General features: G+C 68.4%; 15 protein-coding genes. 9 read left to right on the top strand and 6 right to left on the bottom strand.

Annotated features, from left to right (window positions below; all coding sequences use genetic code 11):
• Window positions 1-26: 26 nt before the first annotated feature.
• Window positions 27-875, top strand: coding sequence for a DUF4333 domain-containing protein (locus tag H7J73_RS04235; RefSeq protein ID WP_264065960.1), 849 nt, complete (start codon window positions 27-29; stop codon window positions 873-875).
• 14 nt (window positions 876-889) lie between these two features.
• Here H7J73_RS04235 and H7J73_RS04240 read toward each other — a convergent pair whose 3' ends face one another.
• Complete coding sequence (locus tag H7J73_RS04240; protein ID WP_264065961.1) at window positions 890-1,861, bottom strand: 5'-3' exonuclease; 972 nt, start codon at window positions 1,859-1,861, stop codon at window positions 890-892.
• Window positions 1,862-1,889: 28 nt separating this feature from the next.
• Between H7J73_RS04240 and H7J73_RS04245 the strand changes: the two genes are divergently transcribed.
• Window positions 1,890-2,282 (top strand): VOC family protein, encoded by a 393-nt coding sequence (locus H7J73_RS04245; RefSeq protein WP_264065962.1) that lies wholly within the window; start codon window positions 1,890-1,892, stop codon window positions 2,280-2,282.
• Here H7J73_RS04245 and H7J73_RS04250 read toward each other — a convergent pair.
• Window positions 2,279-3,517: a multidrug effflux MFS transporter gene (locus tag H7J73_RS04250; RefSeq protein WP_264065963.1), complete on the bottom strand. Its 1,239-nt coding sequence runs from the start codon at window positions 3,515-3,517 to the stop codon at window positions 2,279-2,281. The genes H7J73_RS04245 and H7J73_RS04250 overlap by 4 nt on opposite strands.
• A 65-nt stretch (window positions 3,518-3,582) precedes the next feature.
• Between H7J73_RS04250 and H7J73_RS04255 the strand changes: the two genes are divergently transcribed.
• Together H7J73_RS04255 and H7J73_RS04260 are read left to right on the top strand one after the other, a co-directional pair.
• The gene (locus tag H7J73_RS04255) at window positions 3,583-4,035 is read left to right on the top strand and encodes a MarR family winged helix-turn-helix transcriptional regulator (RefSeq protein WP_264065964.1); all 453 of its coding nucleotides are present in this window, start codon (window positions 3,583-3,585) and stop codon (window positions 4,033-4,035) included.
• Window positions 4,036-4,040: 5 nt separating this feature from the next.
• Window positions 4,041-5,180: a M24 family metallopeptidase gene (locus H7J73_RS04260; protein WP_264065965.1), complete on the top strand. Its 1,140-nt coding sequence runs from the start codon at window positions 4,041-4,043 to the stop codon at window positions 5,178-5,180.
• Here H7J73_RS04260 and H7J73_RS04265 read toward each other — a convergent pair.
• Window positions 5,177-5,593 (bottom strand): F420-dependent biliverdin reductase, encoded by a 417-nt coding sequence (locus tag H7J73_RS04265; protein ID WP_264065966.1) that lies wholly within the window; start codon window positions 5,591-5,593, stop codon window positions 5,177-5,179. The two genes, H7J73_RS04260 and H7J73_RS04265, sit on opposite strands and share 4 nt — an antisense overlap.
• A 35-nt stretch (window positions 5,594-5,628) precedes the next feature.
• Between H7J73_RS04265 and dprE2 the strand changes: the two genes are divergently transcribed.
• The 4 genes from dprE2 to H7J73_RS04285 are packed head-to-tail and all read left to right on the top strand — an operon-like array spanning window position 5,629 to window position 9,089.
• Window positions 5,629-6,387 (top strand): decaprenylphospho-beta-D-erythro-pentofuranosid-2-ulose 2-reductase, encoded by a 759-nt coding sequence (gene dprE2 / locus H7J73_RS04270; RefSeq protein WP_264065967.1) that lies wholly within the window; start codon window positions 5,629-5,631, stop codon window positions 6,385-6,387.
• Window positions 6,384-7,574, top strand: coding sequence for a precorrin-6y C5,15-methyltransferase (decarboxylating) subunit CbiE (cbiE, locus tag H7J73_RS04275; protein ID WP_264065968.1), 1,191 nt, complete (start codon window positions 6,384-6,386; stop codon window positions 7,572-7,574). Before dprE2 ends, cbiE begins: the two co-directional genes overlap by 4 nt.
• 10 nt (window positions 7,575-7,584) lie before the next feature.
• Window positions 7,585-8,340 carry a precorrin-4 C(11)-methyltransferase gene (gene cobM, locus H7J73_RS04280; RefSeq protein WP_264065969.1) on the top strand — a complete coding sequence of 252 codons (756 nt, stop codon included), beginning with the start codon at window positions 7,585-7,587 and terminating at the stop codon, window positions 8,338-8,340.
• Window positions 8,340-9,089, top strand: a complete 750-nt coding sequence (locus H7J73_RS04285; RefSeq protein ID WP_264065970.1) for a cobalt-precorrin-6A reductase — start codon at window positions 8,340-8,342, stop codon at window positions 9,087-9,089. Before cobM ends, H7J73_RS04285 begins: the two co-directional genes overlap by 1 nt.
• Here H7J73_RS04285 and H7J73_RS04290 read toward each other — a convergent pair.
• The 3 genes from H7J73_RS04290 to H7J73_RS04300 are packed head-to-tail and all read right to left on the bottom strand — an operon-like array spanning window position 9,073 to window position 11,815.
• On the bottom strand, window positions 9,073-9,699 hold the full coding sequence (locus H7J73_RS04290) for a precorrin-8X methylmutase (protein WP_264065971.1): 627 nt from the start codon (window positions 9,697-9,699) through the stop codon (window positions 9,073-9,075). The genes H7J73_RS04285 and H7J73_RS04290 overlap by 17 nt on opposite strands.
• A 9-nt stretch (window positions 9,700-9,708) precedes the next feature.
• On the bottom strand, window positions 9,709-10,869 hold the full coding sequence (gene cobG, locus H7J73_RS04295; protein WP_264065972.1) for a precorrin-3B synthase: 1,161 nt from the start codon (window positions 10,867-10,869) through the stop codon (window positions 9,709-9,711).
• Between the two features lie 4 nt (window positions 10,870-10,873).
• Complete coding sequence (locus H7J73_RS04300) at window positions 10,874-11,815, bottom strand: TauD/TfdA dioxygenase family protein (RefSeq protein ID WP_264065973.1); 942 nt, start codon at window positions 11,813-11,815, stop codon at window positions 10,874-10,876.
• A 129-nt stretch (window positions 11,816-11,944) separates the two neighbouring features.
• Here H7J73_RS04300 and cobN point away from each other — a divergent pair, with 129 nt between their 5' ends.
• On the top strand, window positions 11,945-15,550 hold the full coding sequence (gene cobN / locus H7J73_RS04305) for a cobaltochelatase subunit CobN (protein WP_264065974.1): 3,606 nt from the start codon (window positions 11,945-11,947) through the stop codon (window positions 15,548-15,550).
• The last annotated feature ends 45 nt before the right edge of the window (window positions 15,551-15,595 follow it).

Here is a 15,595-nt window from a genome sequence, read left to right on the forward strand (position 1 = left end):
GCAACCGGAGAACGCAAGGAGAGACGATGAGTGGACCGCAAGGACCTGATCCGACGCAGCCCTGGCAGGGTCAGGATCAGCCGGCCGGCGGTACCTCCGAGCCCGAGCAGGCCGCCCCCGAGGCTCCCGGCTGGCAGCCGCCCAGCAGCGACCCGGCCCAGTCCGGTTGGCAGCCGCCGGCTTATACGGCCCCGCAGCCGTACTCGCCCTACCAGGCGCCGGAGTCGACTCCCGGCTACGCCCCGCCGCCGCAGTACGCGCAGCCGGCGTCCGCACCGGGTTACGGTCAGCCGCCGTACGGTCAGCAGCCTCCGCAGTACGGTCAGCCCCAATATGGCCAGCCGGGTCAGCCCCCCCAGTACGGCCAGCCGGGTCAGCCCCCCCAGTACGGCCAGCCGGGTCAGCCGCAGTACGGCCAGCCGGGTCAGCCTCCGCAATACGGCCAGCCGGGTCAGCCGCAATACGGTCAGCCCGGTCAGCCGCCCTACGGCCAGCAGTTCCCGCCGTATGGTCAGCCCGGCCCGGAGGAGGGCTCCAAGCGCTCGATGGCCGCGATCGGCACCATCGTCGGTGTGCTCGCCGTGATCATCGTCGCGGTGGTGCTGGTACTCGGTTTCTGGAAGCCGGGATGGTTCGTCACCACCAAACTCGACGTCACCAAGGCACAGACCGGTGTGCAGCAGATCCTCTCCGATCAGTCCAACGGCTACGGCGCCAAGAACGTCAAAGACGTCAAGTGCAACAACGGTGAGAGCCCGACGGTGAAGAAGGGTGACAGCTTCAACTGCGAGGTGAGCATCGACGGGACCAAGCGCCAGGTGACGGTGACGTTCCAGGACGACAGCGGCACCTATGAGGTCGGCCGCCCGAAGTAGCCGGTCGAGTTGGGTTAGTCCGGTTCGTCCAATTGATCTAAAGCCTTCTGCAGCCGGCCGATCGATGATCCGACCCCCAGCGTCGTGGCCAACTCGGCCACCCGCTGCGGGTCCCTGGCTACCAGGGGCAGCACGTCGCTGTCGGTGGACAGGGTGACCGGTGCGTCGGTAGCCACCCGGACCACCGGACCGGCAGCCTCGATGTAGTCCGACGCCGCCTTCAGCTTGGCCCGAACCCCTTTGGGGACAGACGATTTCGGGTCATCGGCGGCGTCGAGGATGCCTTGCAGTGAGCGATGCCGGGCCAACAGGGTGGCTGCGGTCTTTTCGCCGATGCCCGGCACGCCGGGCAGCCCGTCGGACGGATCACCGCGCAGCAGTGCCAGTTCGGCGTAGGCGACGCCGGCCCGCTCGGGGGGTAGGCCGTAGCGTTCGGCGACCTCGGCCGGCCCGAAAAGCGTCGCCTTGGCCAGGCCGCGGCCGATGTAGAGAACTTTGACCTCGACGGGTTCGTCGGTCACCACCTGTAGGAGATCGCGGTCGCCGCTGACCACGACGACGGGGTCGCGCCGCTCTTGGGCGGCCAGTGTGCCGAGCACGTCGTCCGCCTCGAATCCCGGTGCGCCACCGGTGGCGATCCCGAAGGCGTCCAGCAGGTCGGCGATCATCTCGACCTGCGGTGTCAGTTGGTCAGGCACCTCCTCGATATCGGGATTACCGTCGGCGTTCTCCTGCTCGACGCGATGTGCCTTGTACGACGGGATCAGGTCCACCCGGAACTGCGGGCGCCAGTCCAGGTCGAGGCAGACCACCAGACGTGACGGGCGATGCTGGTCGACCACCGTGGCGACCGCGTCGAGGAAACCGCGGACCGCGTTGACCGGCCGTCCGTCCGGGGCGGTGATGGAGGAGGGCACCCCGAAGAAGGACCGGAACCACATGCTGGCGCCGTCGAGGAGGAGCAGGGGACCACCGGTGGACGTCATGCCCGTCATCCTGCCAGTAGCGTTTGGTATGGCCTTCGCAGTCGATCGCATCGATCACATCGTCATCAACACCCCCGACGTCGACATCACCGCGGACTGGTACGTCCGGGTGCTCGGGATGCACCGCGAGACCTATCGCGGTGACCGGACCGCGCTGGTGTTCGGCAGCCAGAAGTTCAACGTCCGTCCCACCGGCGCGCCGAACTGGGTCACCGCCGAGGTGGACGCGCCCGGGTCGCTGGACCTGTGCTTCATCGCCGAGGTGGCGCCTGAGGAGATCGCGGCGCACCTCGCCGCTGTCGGTGTCGAGGTGATCGAGGGGCCGACCAGTCGCACCGGTGCATTGGGTGGGATGACGTCGTACTACTGCCGGGACCCTGACGGTAATCTGATCGAGATCTCCAGTTACTCGGGTGGTTAGGTTGTCTGGGGGCGACGGTTTCCCGCGGCCAAGAGGCCGAGGCAGGCGATTGCCGATGTGCTCACCAGGATGATGCCGACCGGCACCGCGGTGTTCTCTCCGGCGATGCTGACCAACGGCGAGACGACCGCGGCCAGCAGGAACTGCGATGCGCCGAGCACGGCCGAGGCGGTACCTGCCGCCCGCGGCGCGGCGCTCAAAGCCAGGGCCGTCACATTGCCGAAGATCAGGCCCATCCCGCCGACCAGGGTCAGCAGCGGAATCGCCAGCCAGCCGGCTGCAGTGCCGGTGAGCGCAACGGTCAGCACCGCGACGCTCGACACCGAGATCAACCCAAGGCCGACCGCAGCCAGGTGATGTACCTCGTAGCGGTACGCCAGTTTCGCCGACAGCGCACTCATCGCGAGCAGAGCTGTCGCGTTCATCCCGAACATGGCGCCGTACTGCCCCGCCGAGAGGCCCATCATCGTCTGGTAGATGAACGGTGAGGCCGAGATGTAGGCCATCATGGCGGCGAACGCGAAGGCGAACGCAGCGGTATTGCCGAGGTACGCCCGGCTCATGAGGCTGGTCAGCGGCGAACCGGCGGTGGTTTTCTCCGCACGTAAAGCGGCCCGACGATGCTCGGTGTGCGTCTCGCGCACCACGGCCAGCACGGCCAGCAGCATTGCGGTGGACAGGCCGAGGATGACGGCCAGGGCGCCGCGCCAGCCGATCGGTCCGACGAGGAAACCACCGGCCAGCGGGGCAACCACCGGCGCGATTCCGCCGACGATCATCATCAGGCTGAAGGCACGCGCCGCGGCCTTGCCGGTGGCCAGATCGGAGATGATGGCCCGCCCGATCACCATCCCTGCGGCACCGGCGAAGCCCTGCGCGAAGCGGGCGGCGACCAGGATTTCCACCGTCGGGGCGAATACCGTCACGGCGCTGGCCACTACACACACCACCGCGCCGACGACTAACGGCTTGACCCGCCCGAAGCGATCCGACAGCGGTCCGAAGAGCAACTGGCCCAACGCAAGTCCGATGAGGAACGCTGTCAGGGTCAGCTGCACGCCCGCCGCGGTGGTGTGCAGCTGGGACACCATCATCGGGAACGCGGGTAGGTACAGATCCGTCGCGAACGGCGCGACGGCCGACAGCAGTGCCAGCGTCACCAACAATGCAGGGGTGATAGTGGCGCCCCTGCTGGGCTGCGGCGTCTCGGTCGGCGCGGTCGAAGCGCCCGGCATACGATCTCCTAGGTAGTTATCAAAAGATAATTATTATCGTACAGCAATCGCGGTACGGTGGCAGCGTGGGCAGAGACCGCGAGCGTGCCGAGAGGTATGTCGAGCTGGCCGATCGAGTGCTGGCGGTGGCCCGGGCCGTCAAGGCACGCGACTACGGCGATCCGCAGGTGGTGCGGCTCAACGCGACCGAAATCAGCGTGATGCGCTTTATCGACCAGCATCCGGGCTGCGGCCCCAGCGCCGTCGCCACCGCCGTTGGGCTGCAACGCAGCAATCTCAGTAAGGCGTTGCGCGCGCTGGAGGCCAAGGGCATGGTGGCGCGCGAGGTCGACGCGACCGACAACCGCCACGCCGCGCTGCGGCCCACGCCGCGGGCTGCCGAGAACCTCGCGCGCCTGCAGCGGTCCTGGATCGGCCTGCTCGGTGCCGCCGGCGATACGGTGTCCGACGCCGATCTCGAGACTGCGGTGCAGGTGTTGCGCACGCTCGATGACGCTCTCGCCGCTCGACTAGCCTGAACCCCATGACTAGCAGTCGATTCGATTCGGGCGTCTACGCCCACCGGTTGCGGGCCGCCGCTGCGGCCGCCGCCGAGGCCGGTCTGAGCGGACTGGTCATCACCCCCGGTTACGACCTGCGGTACTTGGTGGGGTCGCGCGCGGACACCTTCGAACGGCTCACGGCCCTGGTCATCCCCGCCGTCGGGGAGCCGACGGTCGTGGTACCGCGGATGGAACTGGCGTCGCTCAAGGAATCCGCAATCGTCGAACTCGCACTACCGGTGCTGGACTGGGTCGACGGTGACGATCCCTATCAGCTGGTGGCCTCGGCGCTGGCCGGCGACGGTGCCGCAACGGTCCGATTCGCGGTCACCGATTCGATGCCCGCGCTGCATCTGCTGCCACTGGCCGCCACGCTCGGGACGGTGCCGGTGCTCGCCACCGACGTGCTGCGGACGTTGCGAATGATCAAGGACGCGGCCGAGATTGACGCCTTGCGCAATGCCGGCTCGGCCATCGACCGGGTGCACGCGCGGGTGCCCGAGTTCCTGGTTCCCGGGCGTACCGAGGCCGAGGTGGCCGCCGATATCAACGACGCGATCATCGCCGAAGGGCACACCGAGGCGGCGTTCATCATCGTCGGATCCGGGCCGCACGGGGCCGACCCCCATCACGGCTTCTCCGATCGCGAGCTACAAGCCGGCGATATCGTCGTGATCGACATCGGCGGGCCCTACGAGCCGGGTTACAACTCGGATTCGACCAGGACCTACAGCCTCGGTGAACCCAGTCCCGAAGTGGCGCACCAGTATTCGGTTCTGCAGCGGGCGCAGCAAGTGGCCGTCGACGCCGTTCGCCCCGGCGTGACCGCGCAACAGGTGGACGCCGCGGCCCGCGATGTGTTGGCCGAAGCCGGGCTGGCCGAGTTCTTCGTCCACCGCACCGGGCACGGTATCGGCCTCTCGGTTCACGAGGAGCCCTACATCGTCGCCGGTAACGACCTTCCGCTCACCGCAGGAATGGCTTTCAGCGTGGAGCCGGGAATCTACTTCCCCGGCCAGTGGGGTGCGCGAATCGAGGACATCGTCATCGTCACCGAGGACGGTGCCGAGTCGGTGAACCAGCGCCCACACGATCTGACCGTGGTGTCGCTCCCGGACTAGGCGCTCTGGCCGCGGTCCAGCAGACCCGACGAACCCAGCACCCGCTCGATGTGGACCTCGATGACCACGCGGCGCGGGTTCACCCGGGGCGTCCGGTACCGCTGCGCATACCGCAGTTCGGCATCACGCACGGCGTCGGGGTCGGTACTGACACTGGATCGGCCCTCCAGGGAGAGCCATCGGGCGCCGTCGACCTGGCTGAGCACCGCGATCCCGCCACGTTCGGCGTTCACCGCCTTCTGTGAACCACCCGTCGTGATGACGCGGGCGATATGGGTCTTCGGGTCGAACGTGAAGCCGACCGCCACCACGTGCGGCGAGTTGTCTGCGCGCAGTGTCGTCAGCATCGCCAGATGGCGTTCGGTCAGGAACGCCAGCGCATCGTTGGTGAGCCGGGTTGTTGAGATCGCCATCAGGGTTCACGCTAGCGCAGGACATAATCGCAGCCATGAAAGACACGGGTGCAAGCGACGAGGAAGTGGTCGTGATTTTCGGCGGCCGCAGTGAGATCGGCGTCGAACTTGCCACACACCTTGCCCCCGGCCGGCCGGTGGTGCTCACCATGCGCGGAGGCGATGGCCTGGACCAGCAGGTTTCCGCGATCCGTGCGGCGGGAGCGACCGCGGTACACGTCAAGGCGTTCGACGCCGACGATCTCGCCTCGCACGCCTCGGTGCTGGCCGAGCTGACCACCGAGCACGGTCCCATCGGCACCGCGGTGCTGGCGTTCGGCATCCTGGGGGACCAGGCCCGCGCCGAAACCGACGCCGATCATGCGGTCGCGATCGTGCACACCGATTTCGTCGCGCAGGTCAGCCTGCTCACGCAGCTGGCGAGCATCATGCGGGCGGCAGGTCGCGGCCGAATCGTGGTGTTCTCTTCCGTGGCGGGGGCGCGGGTGCGACGTGCCAACTACGTCTACGGCTCGGCCAAGGCCGGCCTCGACGGTTTCGCCAGCGGCCTGGCCGACGCGTTGCGCGGCACCGGCGTGCATCTGCTGATCGTGCGGCCCGGTTTCGTGATCGGCCGGATGACCGAGGGGATGGATCCGGCCCCGCTGTCCAGCACTCCGCAACAGGTGGCCGCGGCGACGGCCAAGGCGCTGTCGGCCGGCCGGGACCGGGTCTGGGTGCCTGGACTGCTGCGTCCGGTGATCTTCGGGATGCGGCTTGCGCCGCAGTTCATCTGGCGTAGGTTGCCCCGATGATCGGGCATCCGATCACCGTCATCGGCATCGGCGCTGACGGGATGTCCGGCCTCGGCGCCACCGCGCTGCGTGAGTTGGCCGGCGCCGCCGTGGTGTACGGCTCACCGCGGCAACTCGACCTCCTCGACGACACGGTCACCGCGCAGCGCAGACGATGGCCGTCGCCGCTGCTGCCCGGGTTGGAAACCGAGCTGGCGCAGACCGCGACCGGCGTGCACGTCGTCGCCTCGGGCGACCCGATGCTGCATGGCATCGGCACCACATTGATCCGGTTGTTCGGCGGCGACCGCGTCACCGTGCTGCCGCACGTGTCCAGTGTGACGCTGGCGTGCGCCCGGCTGGGCTGGCCGGTCAACGACACCGAGGTGATCAGCCTGGTCACCGCCGAACCGCACACCGCCGTCCGCCACGGTGGCCGGGCCGTCGTGCTCTCCCGCGACGCGAGCAGCCCGACGGTGCTGGCCCGGAGACTGGCCGAAACCGGTCGCGGTGACTCACGATTGAGTATTTTCGAGCAGCTCGGCGGCCCTGCCGAACGTCGCCGCGACACCACGGCCGCCGACTGGGCGAACAACCCGGCCGACGACGTCGACGCCCTCAACGTGGTTGCCGTGCAGTATCTGCCCGACGACCTGGTGTTGGCGGTGGCCGTCGACGATGCGTTTGCGCACGACGGTCAGCTGACCAAACAGGCGATGCGCGCCGTCACCGTCACCGCGTTGGCGCCGCGGCCGGGGGAGCTGTTGTGGGACGTCGGGTCCGGCTCGGGCAGCATCGCCATCGAATGGTGCCGACGCGGCCGTGGCTGCCGCGCCATCGCCTTCGAACGCGATCCGCAACGCCGGGCGCGCATCGTCGACAACAGCATCGCCTTCGGCGTCGACATCGACGTTCGCGACGGCGCGCCCGGGGCCTTCGCCGGGGCTCGCCAGCCGTCGGTGGTGTTCGTGGGCGGTGGTGTCACCCAGCCCGGTCTGCTGCAGGGCTGCCTCGACGCCTTGCCGGTGGGTGGTCGCCTGGTGGCCAACGCCGTCACTGCTGAATCGGAAGCCTTTCTGGTGCAGCACTATTCGCGGCTGGGCGGCGAGCTGACCCGCTATCAGCACTACCGAGGGGAACCGGTCGGAACGTTCACCGGCTGGCGGCCCGCCATGCCGGTGACCCAATGGGTGGTCGTGAAGAAATGATGGTGAAAAAATGACGGTGTATTTCATCGGCGCGGGGCCCGGGGCCGCCGACCTGATCACGGTGCGTGGTCAGCGGCTGCTGCGGAGTTGCCCGGTCTGCCTCTATGCCGGGTCGATCATGCCCGCCGATCTGCTGGCGCTGTGTCCGGCGGAGGCCAGGGTGGTCGACACCGGTCCGTTGGCGCTGGACGCGATCATCGCCGAACTCGCCGAGGCGGACGCCGCAGGCCTCGATGTTGCGCGGCTGCACTCCGGTGACCCGTCGATCTACAGCGCACTCGCCGAGCAGTGTCGTCGCCTCGACGCGCTCGGTATCGGCTACGAGATCGTGCCCGGCGTACCGGCGTTCGCCGCCGCGGCCGCCGCGTTGGGCCGCGAGTTGACCGTGCCCGGCGTCGCGCAGACGATCACCCTGACCCGGGTCGCGACGCTGTCGAGCGCGATGCCCCCTGGCGAGGATCTGCAGACCTTGGCCCGCTCGGGCGGAACCCTGGTGATCCACCTGGCCGCGGCCCAGATCGACACCGTCGTGGCCGATCTGCTCGCCGGTGGGTATTCCGGGGAAACCCCCACTGCGGTGGTGGCTTTCGCGAGCTGGCCGGAGCAGATCGTGTTGCGTGGCACCCTCTCGGACATCGCCGGGCAGATGCGTAGTGTGAATGTCACCCGTACCGCGGTGATCGTGGTGGGGGACGTGCTGGCGGCGGAGGGCTTCGTCGACAGTTATCTGTATTCCGCCGACCGCCGAAGGGGTGCCAGGCACTGATGCGGGTACTACTGCTCGGCGGTACCGCCGAGGCACGTGCGCTGGCCGCCAGGCTCTACCCCGACGTCGACGTGATCAGCTCGCTTGCGGGGCGGGTGCCGGACCCTGCGCTGCCGGCCGGCCCGGTCCGGATCGGTGGTTTCGGTGGGGAGGCCGGGTTACGCCACTGGCTGACAGTGCACGACATCGACTGCGTGGTCGACGCCACCCACCCGTTCGCGGCCACCATCACCGCGCATGCGGCGGCAGCGTGCGCCGAACTGGGGATGCCGTATGTGGTGCTGTCGCGCCCGGCGTGGACCACCGAGAACGTCATCACTGCCGCTTCCAACGCCGAGGCCGCGAAAATCGTCGCCAGGCACCACTATTCGCGGATCTTCCTGACCACGGGGCGTTCCGGGGTATCTGCGTTCGCCGACAGCGACGCGCTGTTCGTGATCCGGGTGGTCACCCCGCCGGAGCCCGAAACCTTGCCGAGACGGCACCGGCTGGTGCTCTCCCGCGGTCCCTACCGCTACGAGGACGAATACGCGCTGATGCGCGAGTTCCGCGTCGAGGCGATGATCACCAAGAACAGCGGCGGCGCGATGACGCAACCCAAACTCGATGCGGCAGCGGCGCTGGGAGTGGCGGTGGTGATGATCGAGCGACCGTCACTTCCCGCCGGCGTGCAGACGGTCAGCACCGTCGACGCGGCGGTGGACTGGCTGACCGCGATACCCGGGGTGCCGGTCATTCCCGTTCGGTAGCAATGGCATTGACAGCGGCGGCGGCCATCGCGCTGCCGCCGCGCCGGCCGGTCACCACCAGATAGGACAGCCCCCGCGGGCGGGCGATCAGCTCGTCCTTGGACTGGACCGAGCCGACGAAACCCACCGGTCCACCCAGCACGGCGGCCGGGACGGGTGCGCCGTCATCGAGCAGTTCGAGTAGTCGGAACAGGGCCGTCGGGGCATTGCCGATGGCCAGTACGGCGCCGCCGAGACGCTCCGCCCACAGGTCCACGCCGGCTGCCGACCGGGTGGTTCCCCGCTCGGCGGCCACCGCGGGGGCGCGCGGGTCGGCGACCAGCGACACCACCTGGTTGTCCGCCGGCAGCCGTGCCGCGGTGATACCTGCGGCCACCATCGAGGAATCACACAGGATCGGTGCGCCGTCGGCGAGGGCGGCGTGGGCCCGCGTCGCCACGTCGTCGGTGAACGCGATGTGCTCGGTGACGTCGACCTGGCCGCAGGTATGGATCAGCCGGACGACGACGCGGGCGACGTCGGCGGGAAATGCCGACAGATCGGCCTCGGCGCGGATGGTCGCGAAGGACTGCCGGTAGATCTCGGCAGCGTCGCGGGTGTATTCGAGCACCCGATCACATTACGGGTGAGGCCCAGAACGACTCAGCGGGCGATATCCGTCCGCGGTTGCGATCAGCACCTCGCCGCGCAGGGGGCTGCCGCAGGCGCGTTCGCAGCCGACGAACCGGTGGTGTACGCCTCCGGTGCCGCCCTCGGTGGCCGCGGCCCGCGCGAAAGCTTCCGCATCGGCCCTGACGTCGGTGGCCGAGCGATCACAGCCCGGGCTTCCCGTGCAGGCGCTGACGTCGAGCCAGGGGGAGTTCTCGTCGAAGACCAGTCCGATCGGGGCCAGCACCCTCAAGGAGACATCCGCTATATCTTCGGAGAGGTCACACACCAGCACGGTGCGCCACGGCGTGATCACCAGCGGCGCCTCGATCGCGGCCAGGAATTCGGCGGTGCGTGCGGGCAGGATGCCCAGCGGCACGGCCGCCCCGAGCGCCACCCGACCATCGTTCTGGGGGATCCAGCCGACCGGCCCTCTGGTGGTGGTCTCGAACCGTGCGCCGGCGGGTGCGGTGGCGGAAAACTCTTCCAGCAGGACGGTGTGATCATCCAATTCGGCTACTCGCCAACGCTTTTCGCGGATCTCGGCGAACCGGCTCGCAACAGTGATCATCGTGCTGACCGCCTCGGTGGCGGACACCCGGATGCCGGTGTCGGTGCCGGCGAGCAACACCGCGACGTCATCGCCGGATTCGAGTACGTGCACACCGACATCGGCGCGCAACCCGGACACATCGCCGCGCCCGTCGTCGATGCTGAACCAGAAGCGCCCGGTCAGCCCGGTCAGTGCCGGGTCGGCCTGGATGGCCGCATCCAGCTCGGCGACCCACGGCCGCACGTCGGCGAGCCCGCCGGCCCGGCCCGACAACGGTGACGCCACGATATTGCGCACCCGTTCGTGTGTGGCCGATGGCAGCAGGCCGGCGTCGGCGATCAGCCCGGCGACCGCCGCAGTGGTCGCCGGGGCGCCGTCGAGCCCGCGCACCTGCAGGCTGCCCCGCGATGTCAGCTCGAGGGAGCCGGAACCGAACTCCGCAGCGGCCTGCGCCAGTACTGCCAGCTGGGTGGAACTGAGTACGCCGCCGGGCAGCCGCACCCTGAGCAATGCGCCGTCGGCGGCCTGATGCAGCGTCAATGCGCCGGGGCAGGCGTCCTGGTCGCGAGTTCGGGCCACCTACCTACGGTACGACGGACAGCGTCGGGATTCCCGCGGCGACCACCTCCGAGTAGTGCGAGGCGTCCCCGGCGACGACACGGCTGTGGCTGCCGTCGACCCCGACCGGGATGTCGCCGGCCAGGGTGACGCGACTCAGCCGCCGGTACTGGTCGTCGTAATCGGCGACGGCGTAGTGCTGGGTGGCGCGGTTGTCCCAGATCGCCAGGTCGCCGGCCTGCCAACTCCAGCGCACCGTGTTCTCCAGCTTGGTGACTCGCGCCTGCAACAGCGCGAACAGTGCCGCCGACTCGCCGGCACTCAGACCGGCGAACCGCTTGACGAAATGTCCCAGCAGCAGCGCCCGCCTGCCGGTCTCGGGATGAACCCGGACCACCGGATGCTCGGTCTCGTAGTAGGCGGACTCGAATTCCTTGCGGTATTCGCTCACCGTGTCAGGCACCGCATCCTCCGCAGTCCCGGAGGCGGGTCCGTAAGCGGAGACGTAGTCGTAGACGTTGGTGTGGACACCCCACAGATTCTCGGCGAGCACCCGCAGCGGCTCCGGTAGTTGGTCGTACGCGGCCTCGGTGGAGGCCCACGTCGTGGTGCCGCCGTATTCGGGCAGTGTCACCGCGCGCAGCAGCGACGCCTTCGGGATGCGGTCGACGAAGGTGACATCGGTGTGCCAGCTGTTGGCCTTGTCGTAGTTGGAGTCGATCGGCAGGATCTGATGTCCGCGCGAGGTGACCGTCGGGTGGGCGATGGTCGGGGTGCCCAGGCGACGGGCGAACGCGAGTTGACCGTCGTCGTCGAGGTGGTGCTGTTCGCGGAAGAAGATCACCTTGTGTGCCAGGAGCGCATCGTTGATGGCGGCGACGGTCGCCTGGTCCAGATCGCCGCTGAGAGTGATGCCATCTAGCTGAGCGCCGATATTGGCGCCGAGCTTCTTGATCTGCAGAGTCATACGCACAATCGTGGCCGGTCGAGAAGCCGCGGAACAGGTTTTGACTGACGCCGATCTAAACGTGGTGCCGGAGACCCTGGCCGGGTGCGACGCAACTGTGCTGCAACTCCTGTGGGGTAGAAAGAGCGGGTGCCTGATCCGAGCGTCCTGCTGCTGTCCACGTCCGACACCGACCTGATCACCGCGCGTGCCAGTGCGGCCCCCTACCGGTGGGCCAACCCGTCCCGGCTGTTGCAGAGCGATCTCGAGAGTGAACTGGCCGGCCTGCTCGACGGGGTAGACATTGTCGTCATCCGGATTCTCGGGGGCTACCGGGCGTGGCAGGACGGTATCGACATCATCACCGCTAGCGGCGTACCGACGGTCGTGGTCAGTGGTGAGCAGGCCCCGGACGCCGACCTGATGGAACGTTCGACGGTGCCCGCCGGTATCGCCGTGCAGACCCACATCTATCTGGCCCAGGGCGGGGTGGACAACTTCGCGAACTTGCACTCGTTCCTGACCGACACCGTGCTGATGACCGGCTACGGGTTCGCCCCGCCTGCGGTCACCCCGAACTGGGGCGTGCTGGAGTGTCCGGCAGGCGGCACTGTCACCGGCGACGGCCCGACGATCGCGGTGCTTTTCTACCGGGCTCAGCAGCTGGCCGGCAATACGGAATACATCGGAGCCCTGTGTCACGCCATCACGGCCGCTGGTGGCCGCCCGCTGGCCGTCTACTGCACGTCGCTGCGCACGCCGGCGAAGGAGTTGATGGAGCTGTTGGCCACCGCTGATGCGATGGTGGTGACGGTGCTTGCCGCCGGGTCGGCAGTCCCGGCCACCGTCGGAGCCGGCGGTGACGACGACGGCTGGAACGTCGAACACCTCGCCGCGCTCGATGTTCCGATCCTGCAGGGCCTGTGTCTGACGTCATCGCGGGCGGACTGGAGCCTCAATGACGACGGCCTCTCACCGCTGGATGTCGCAACTCAGGTCGCGGTGCCGGAATTCGACGGCCGCGTCGTGACGGTTCCGTTCTCGTTCAAGGAGATCGACGACGAGGGGCTGATCGCGTATGTCGCCGACCCGGAGCGCTGTGCCCGCGTGGCCGGTTTGGCGGTACGACAGGCTCGGCTGCGGCACATCGCCCCGGCGGACAAGAAAGTGGCGCTGGTCTTCTCGGCGTATCCGACCAAGCACGCGCGTATCGGCAACGCCGTCGGGCTGGACACCCCGGCCAGCGCGGTGGCCCTGTTGCAGGCGATGCGCACGGCCGGATACCGGATCGGTGACGTGCCAGGGGTGGATGCCTCCGACGGTGACGCCCTGATCCACGCGTTGATCGAACGTGGGGGACAGGACCCGGACTGGTTGACCGAGACGCAACTGGCCGGCAACCCGATTCGGGTGTCCGCCAGGGATTACCGCGCATGGTTTGCCACCCTGCCCACCGAGTTGGCCGACGCTGTCGTCGAGCATTGGGGGCCGCCGCCGGGCGAGCTGTTCGTCGACCGCAGCCAGGACCCCGACGGTGAGATCGTCATCGCGGCCATGCGATCCGAGAACATCGTGATCGTGGTCCAGCCGCCCCGCGGGTTCGGCGCCAACCCCGTCGCGATCTACCACGACCCGGACCTGCCACCGAGCCACCACTACCTGGCCGCCTACCGCTGGCTCGACGACAGCTTCGCCGACGGCTTCAAGGCTGATGCGGTGGTGCACCTCGGCAAGCACGGCAACCTGGAGTGGTTGCCGGGCAAGACGTTGGGCATGTCCGCGTCCTGTGGCTCCGACGCGGCCCTGGGCAATCTGCCGCTGGTGTACCCCTTCCTGGTCAACGATCCCGGCGAGGGCACGCAGGCCAAGCGTCGCGCCCACGCAGTGCTGGTCGATCACCTGATCCCGCCGATGGCCAGGGCTGAAAGTTACGGCGACATCGCCAGACTCGAGCAGCTGCTCGATGAGCACGCCAACATCGCCACCCTGGACCCGGGCAAGCTGCCCGCCATCCGCCAGCAGATCTGGACGTTGATGCGCGCAGCCAAGATGGACCACGACCTGGGCCTGGCCGAGCGGCCGGAAGAAGACTCTTTCGATGAGATGTTGCTGCACGTCGACGGCTGGCTCTGCGAGATCAAAGACGTCCAGATTCGCGACGGTCTCCACATCCTCGGCCAACGGCCAACGGACAGTGTCGAACTCGATCTGGTCCTGGCCATGCTGCGAGCGCGGCAGCTCTTCGGCGGCGAGCGTTCGGTGCCCGGCCTGCGCGAGGCACTCGGCCTGACCGAGGACGGCAGCGACAGCCGGGTCTCCGTCGACGAAGCCGAAAGTACTGCGCGAGCACTGGTTTCGGCACTGCAGGACAGCGGCTGGGATCCCGATGCGGTCTCTCGCATCACCGATAACGCCGAGGTGGCGAGCGTCTTGCGGTTCGCGGCCACGGAAATGGTGCCCCGGCTGGCCGGCACCGCCAGCGAGATCGACCAGGTGCTGCGCGCGCTCGACGGCCGCTTCATCGCCGCCGGCCCCTCCGGTTCGCCGCTGCGCGGGCTGGTCAACGTGCTGCCCACCGGGCGCAACTTCTACTCCGTCGACCCCAAGGCCGTGCCGTCGCGGCTGGCCTGGGAAACCGGAGTGGCCCTGGCCGATTCACTGCTGGAGCGCTACCGCGGTGACAACGGCCAGTGGCCGCAGTCGGTCGGGCTGTCGGTGTGGGGTACCTCGGCGATGCGTACCTCGGGTGACGACATCGCCGAAGTGCTTGCGCTGCTGGGGGTTCGGCCGGTGTGGGATGAGGCGTCGCGGCGAGTCGTCGACCTGGAGGCGATCTCGCTCGCCGAACTCGGGCGTCCGCGTATCGACGTCACGGTGCGCATCTCCGGTTTCTTCCGCGACGCGTTCCCGCACGTGGTGACCATGCTCGACGATGCCGTGCAACTGGTCGCGGGTCTCGACGAGTCCGCCGAAGACAACTTCGTCCGGGCCCACGCTCAAGCCGATCTGGCCGAGCACGGTGACCAACGGCGTTCGACGACAAGAATTTTCGGATCCAAGCCGGGAACCTACGGTGCCGGTCTGCTCCAGCTGATCGACAGCCGCAACTGGCGCGACGACGCCGACCTGGCGGCCGTCTACACCGCGTGGGGCGGTTTCGCCTACGGCCGCGAGCTCGACGGTGCGCCGGCCACCGACGAGATGAACCGGGCCTACCGGCGGATCGCGGTCGCGGCGAAGAACACCGACACCCGCGAGCACGACATCGCCGACTCCGACGACTATTTCCAGTATCACGGCGGAATGGTCGCCACCGTGCGGGCGTTGACCGGCAAGGACCCGGCCGCATATATCGGGGACAACACCAGCCCCGACTCGGTGCGCACCCGCACCCTGAGCGAGGAGACCACCCGCGTCTTCCGCGCCCGGGTGGTCAACCCGCGGTGGATGTCGGCGATGCGCAGGCACGGCTACAAGGGCGCCTTCGAAATGGCCGCCACGGTCGACTATCTGTTCGGCTACGACGCCACCGCGCACGTGATGGCCGACTGGATGTACGAGCAGCTGACCGCGCAGTACGTCCTCGACCCGGAAAACCGCAAGTTCATGGACGAATCGAATCCCTGGGCATTGCACGGGATGGCCGAGCGACTGCTGGAAGCGGTGGGCCGTGGGATGTGGGCCGAACCCGATCCGGAGACCCTCGATGCGTTGCGGCAGGTGCTGCTCGAAACCGAGGGCGACCTGGAGAGGTAAGCAGCAACCTGGAAAGGTAGGCAGAGCGCTGTGGGCAAGTAGATT

This window comes from Mycolicibacterium komossense (assembly GCF_025822605.1).
Classification (GTDB): domain Bacteria; phylum Actinomycetota; class Actinomycetes; order Mycobacteriales; family Mycobacteriaceae; genus Mycobacterium; species Mycobacterium komossense.

Coding starts and splice junctions, on each gene's coding strand:
- H7J73_RS04235 (WP_264065960.1), top strand. CDS start 27: ATGAGTGGACCGCAAGGACCTGATCCGACGCAGCCCTGGCAGGGTCAG.
- H7J73_RS04240 (WP_264065961.1), bottom strand. CDS start 1,861: ATGACGTCCACCGGTGGTCCCCTGCTCCTCCTCGACGGCGCCAGCATG.
- H7J73_RS04245 (WP_264065962.1), top strand. CDS start 1,890: ATGGCCTTCGCAGTCGATCGCATCGATCACATCGTCATCAACACCCCC.
- H7J73_RS04250 (WP_264065963.1), bottom strand. CDS start 3,517: ATGCCGGGCGCTTCGACCGCGCCGACCGAGACGCCGCAGCCCAGCAGG.
- H7J73_RS04260 (WP_264065965.1), top strand. CDS start 4,041: ATGACTAGCAGTCGATTCGATTCGGGCGTCTACGCCCACCGGTTGCGG.
- H7J73_RS04265 (WP_264065966.1), bottom strand. CDS start 5,593: ATGGCGATCTCAACAACCCGGCTCACCAACGATGCGCTGGCGTTCCTG.
- dprE2 (WP_264065967.1), top strand. CDS start 5,629: ATGAAAGACACGGGTGCAAGCGACGAGGAAGTGGTCGTGATTTTCGGC.
- cbiE (WP_264065968.1), top strand. CDS start 6,384: ATGATCGGGCATCCGATCACCGTCATCGGCATCGGCGCTGACGGGATG.
- cobM (WP_264065969.1), top strand. CDS start 7,585: ATGACGGTGTATTTCATCGGCGCGGGGCCCGGGGCCGCCGACCTGATC.
- H7J73_RS04285 (WP_264065970.1), top strand. CDS start 8,340: ATGCGGGTACTACTGCTCGGCGGTACCGCCGAGGCACGTGCGCTGGCC.
- H7J73_RS04300 (WP_264065973.1), bottom strand. CDS start 11,815: ATGACTCTGCAGATCAAGAAGCTCGGCGCCAATATCGGCGCTCAGCTA.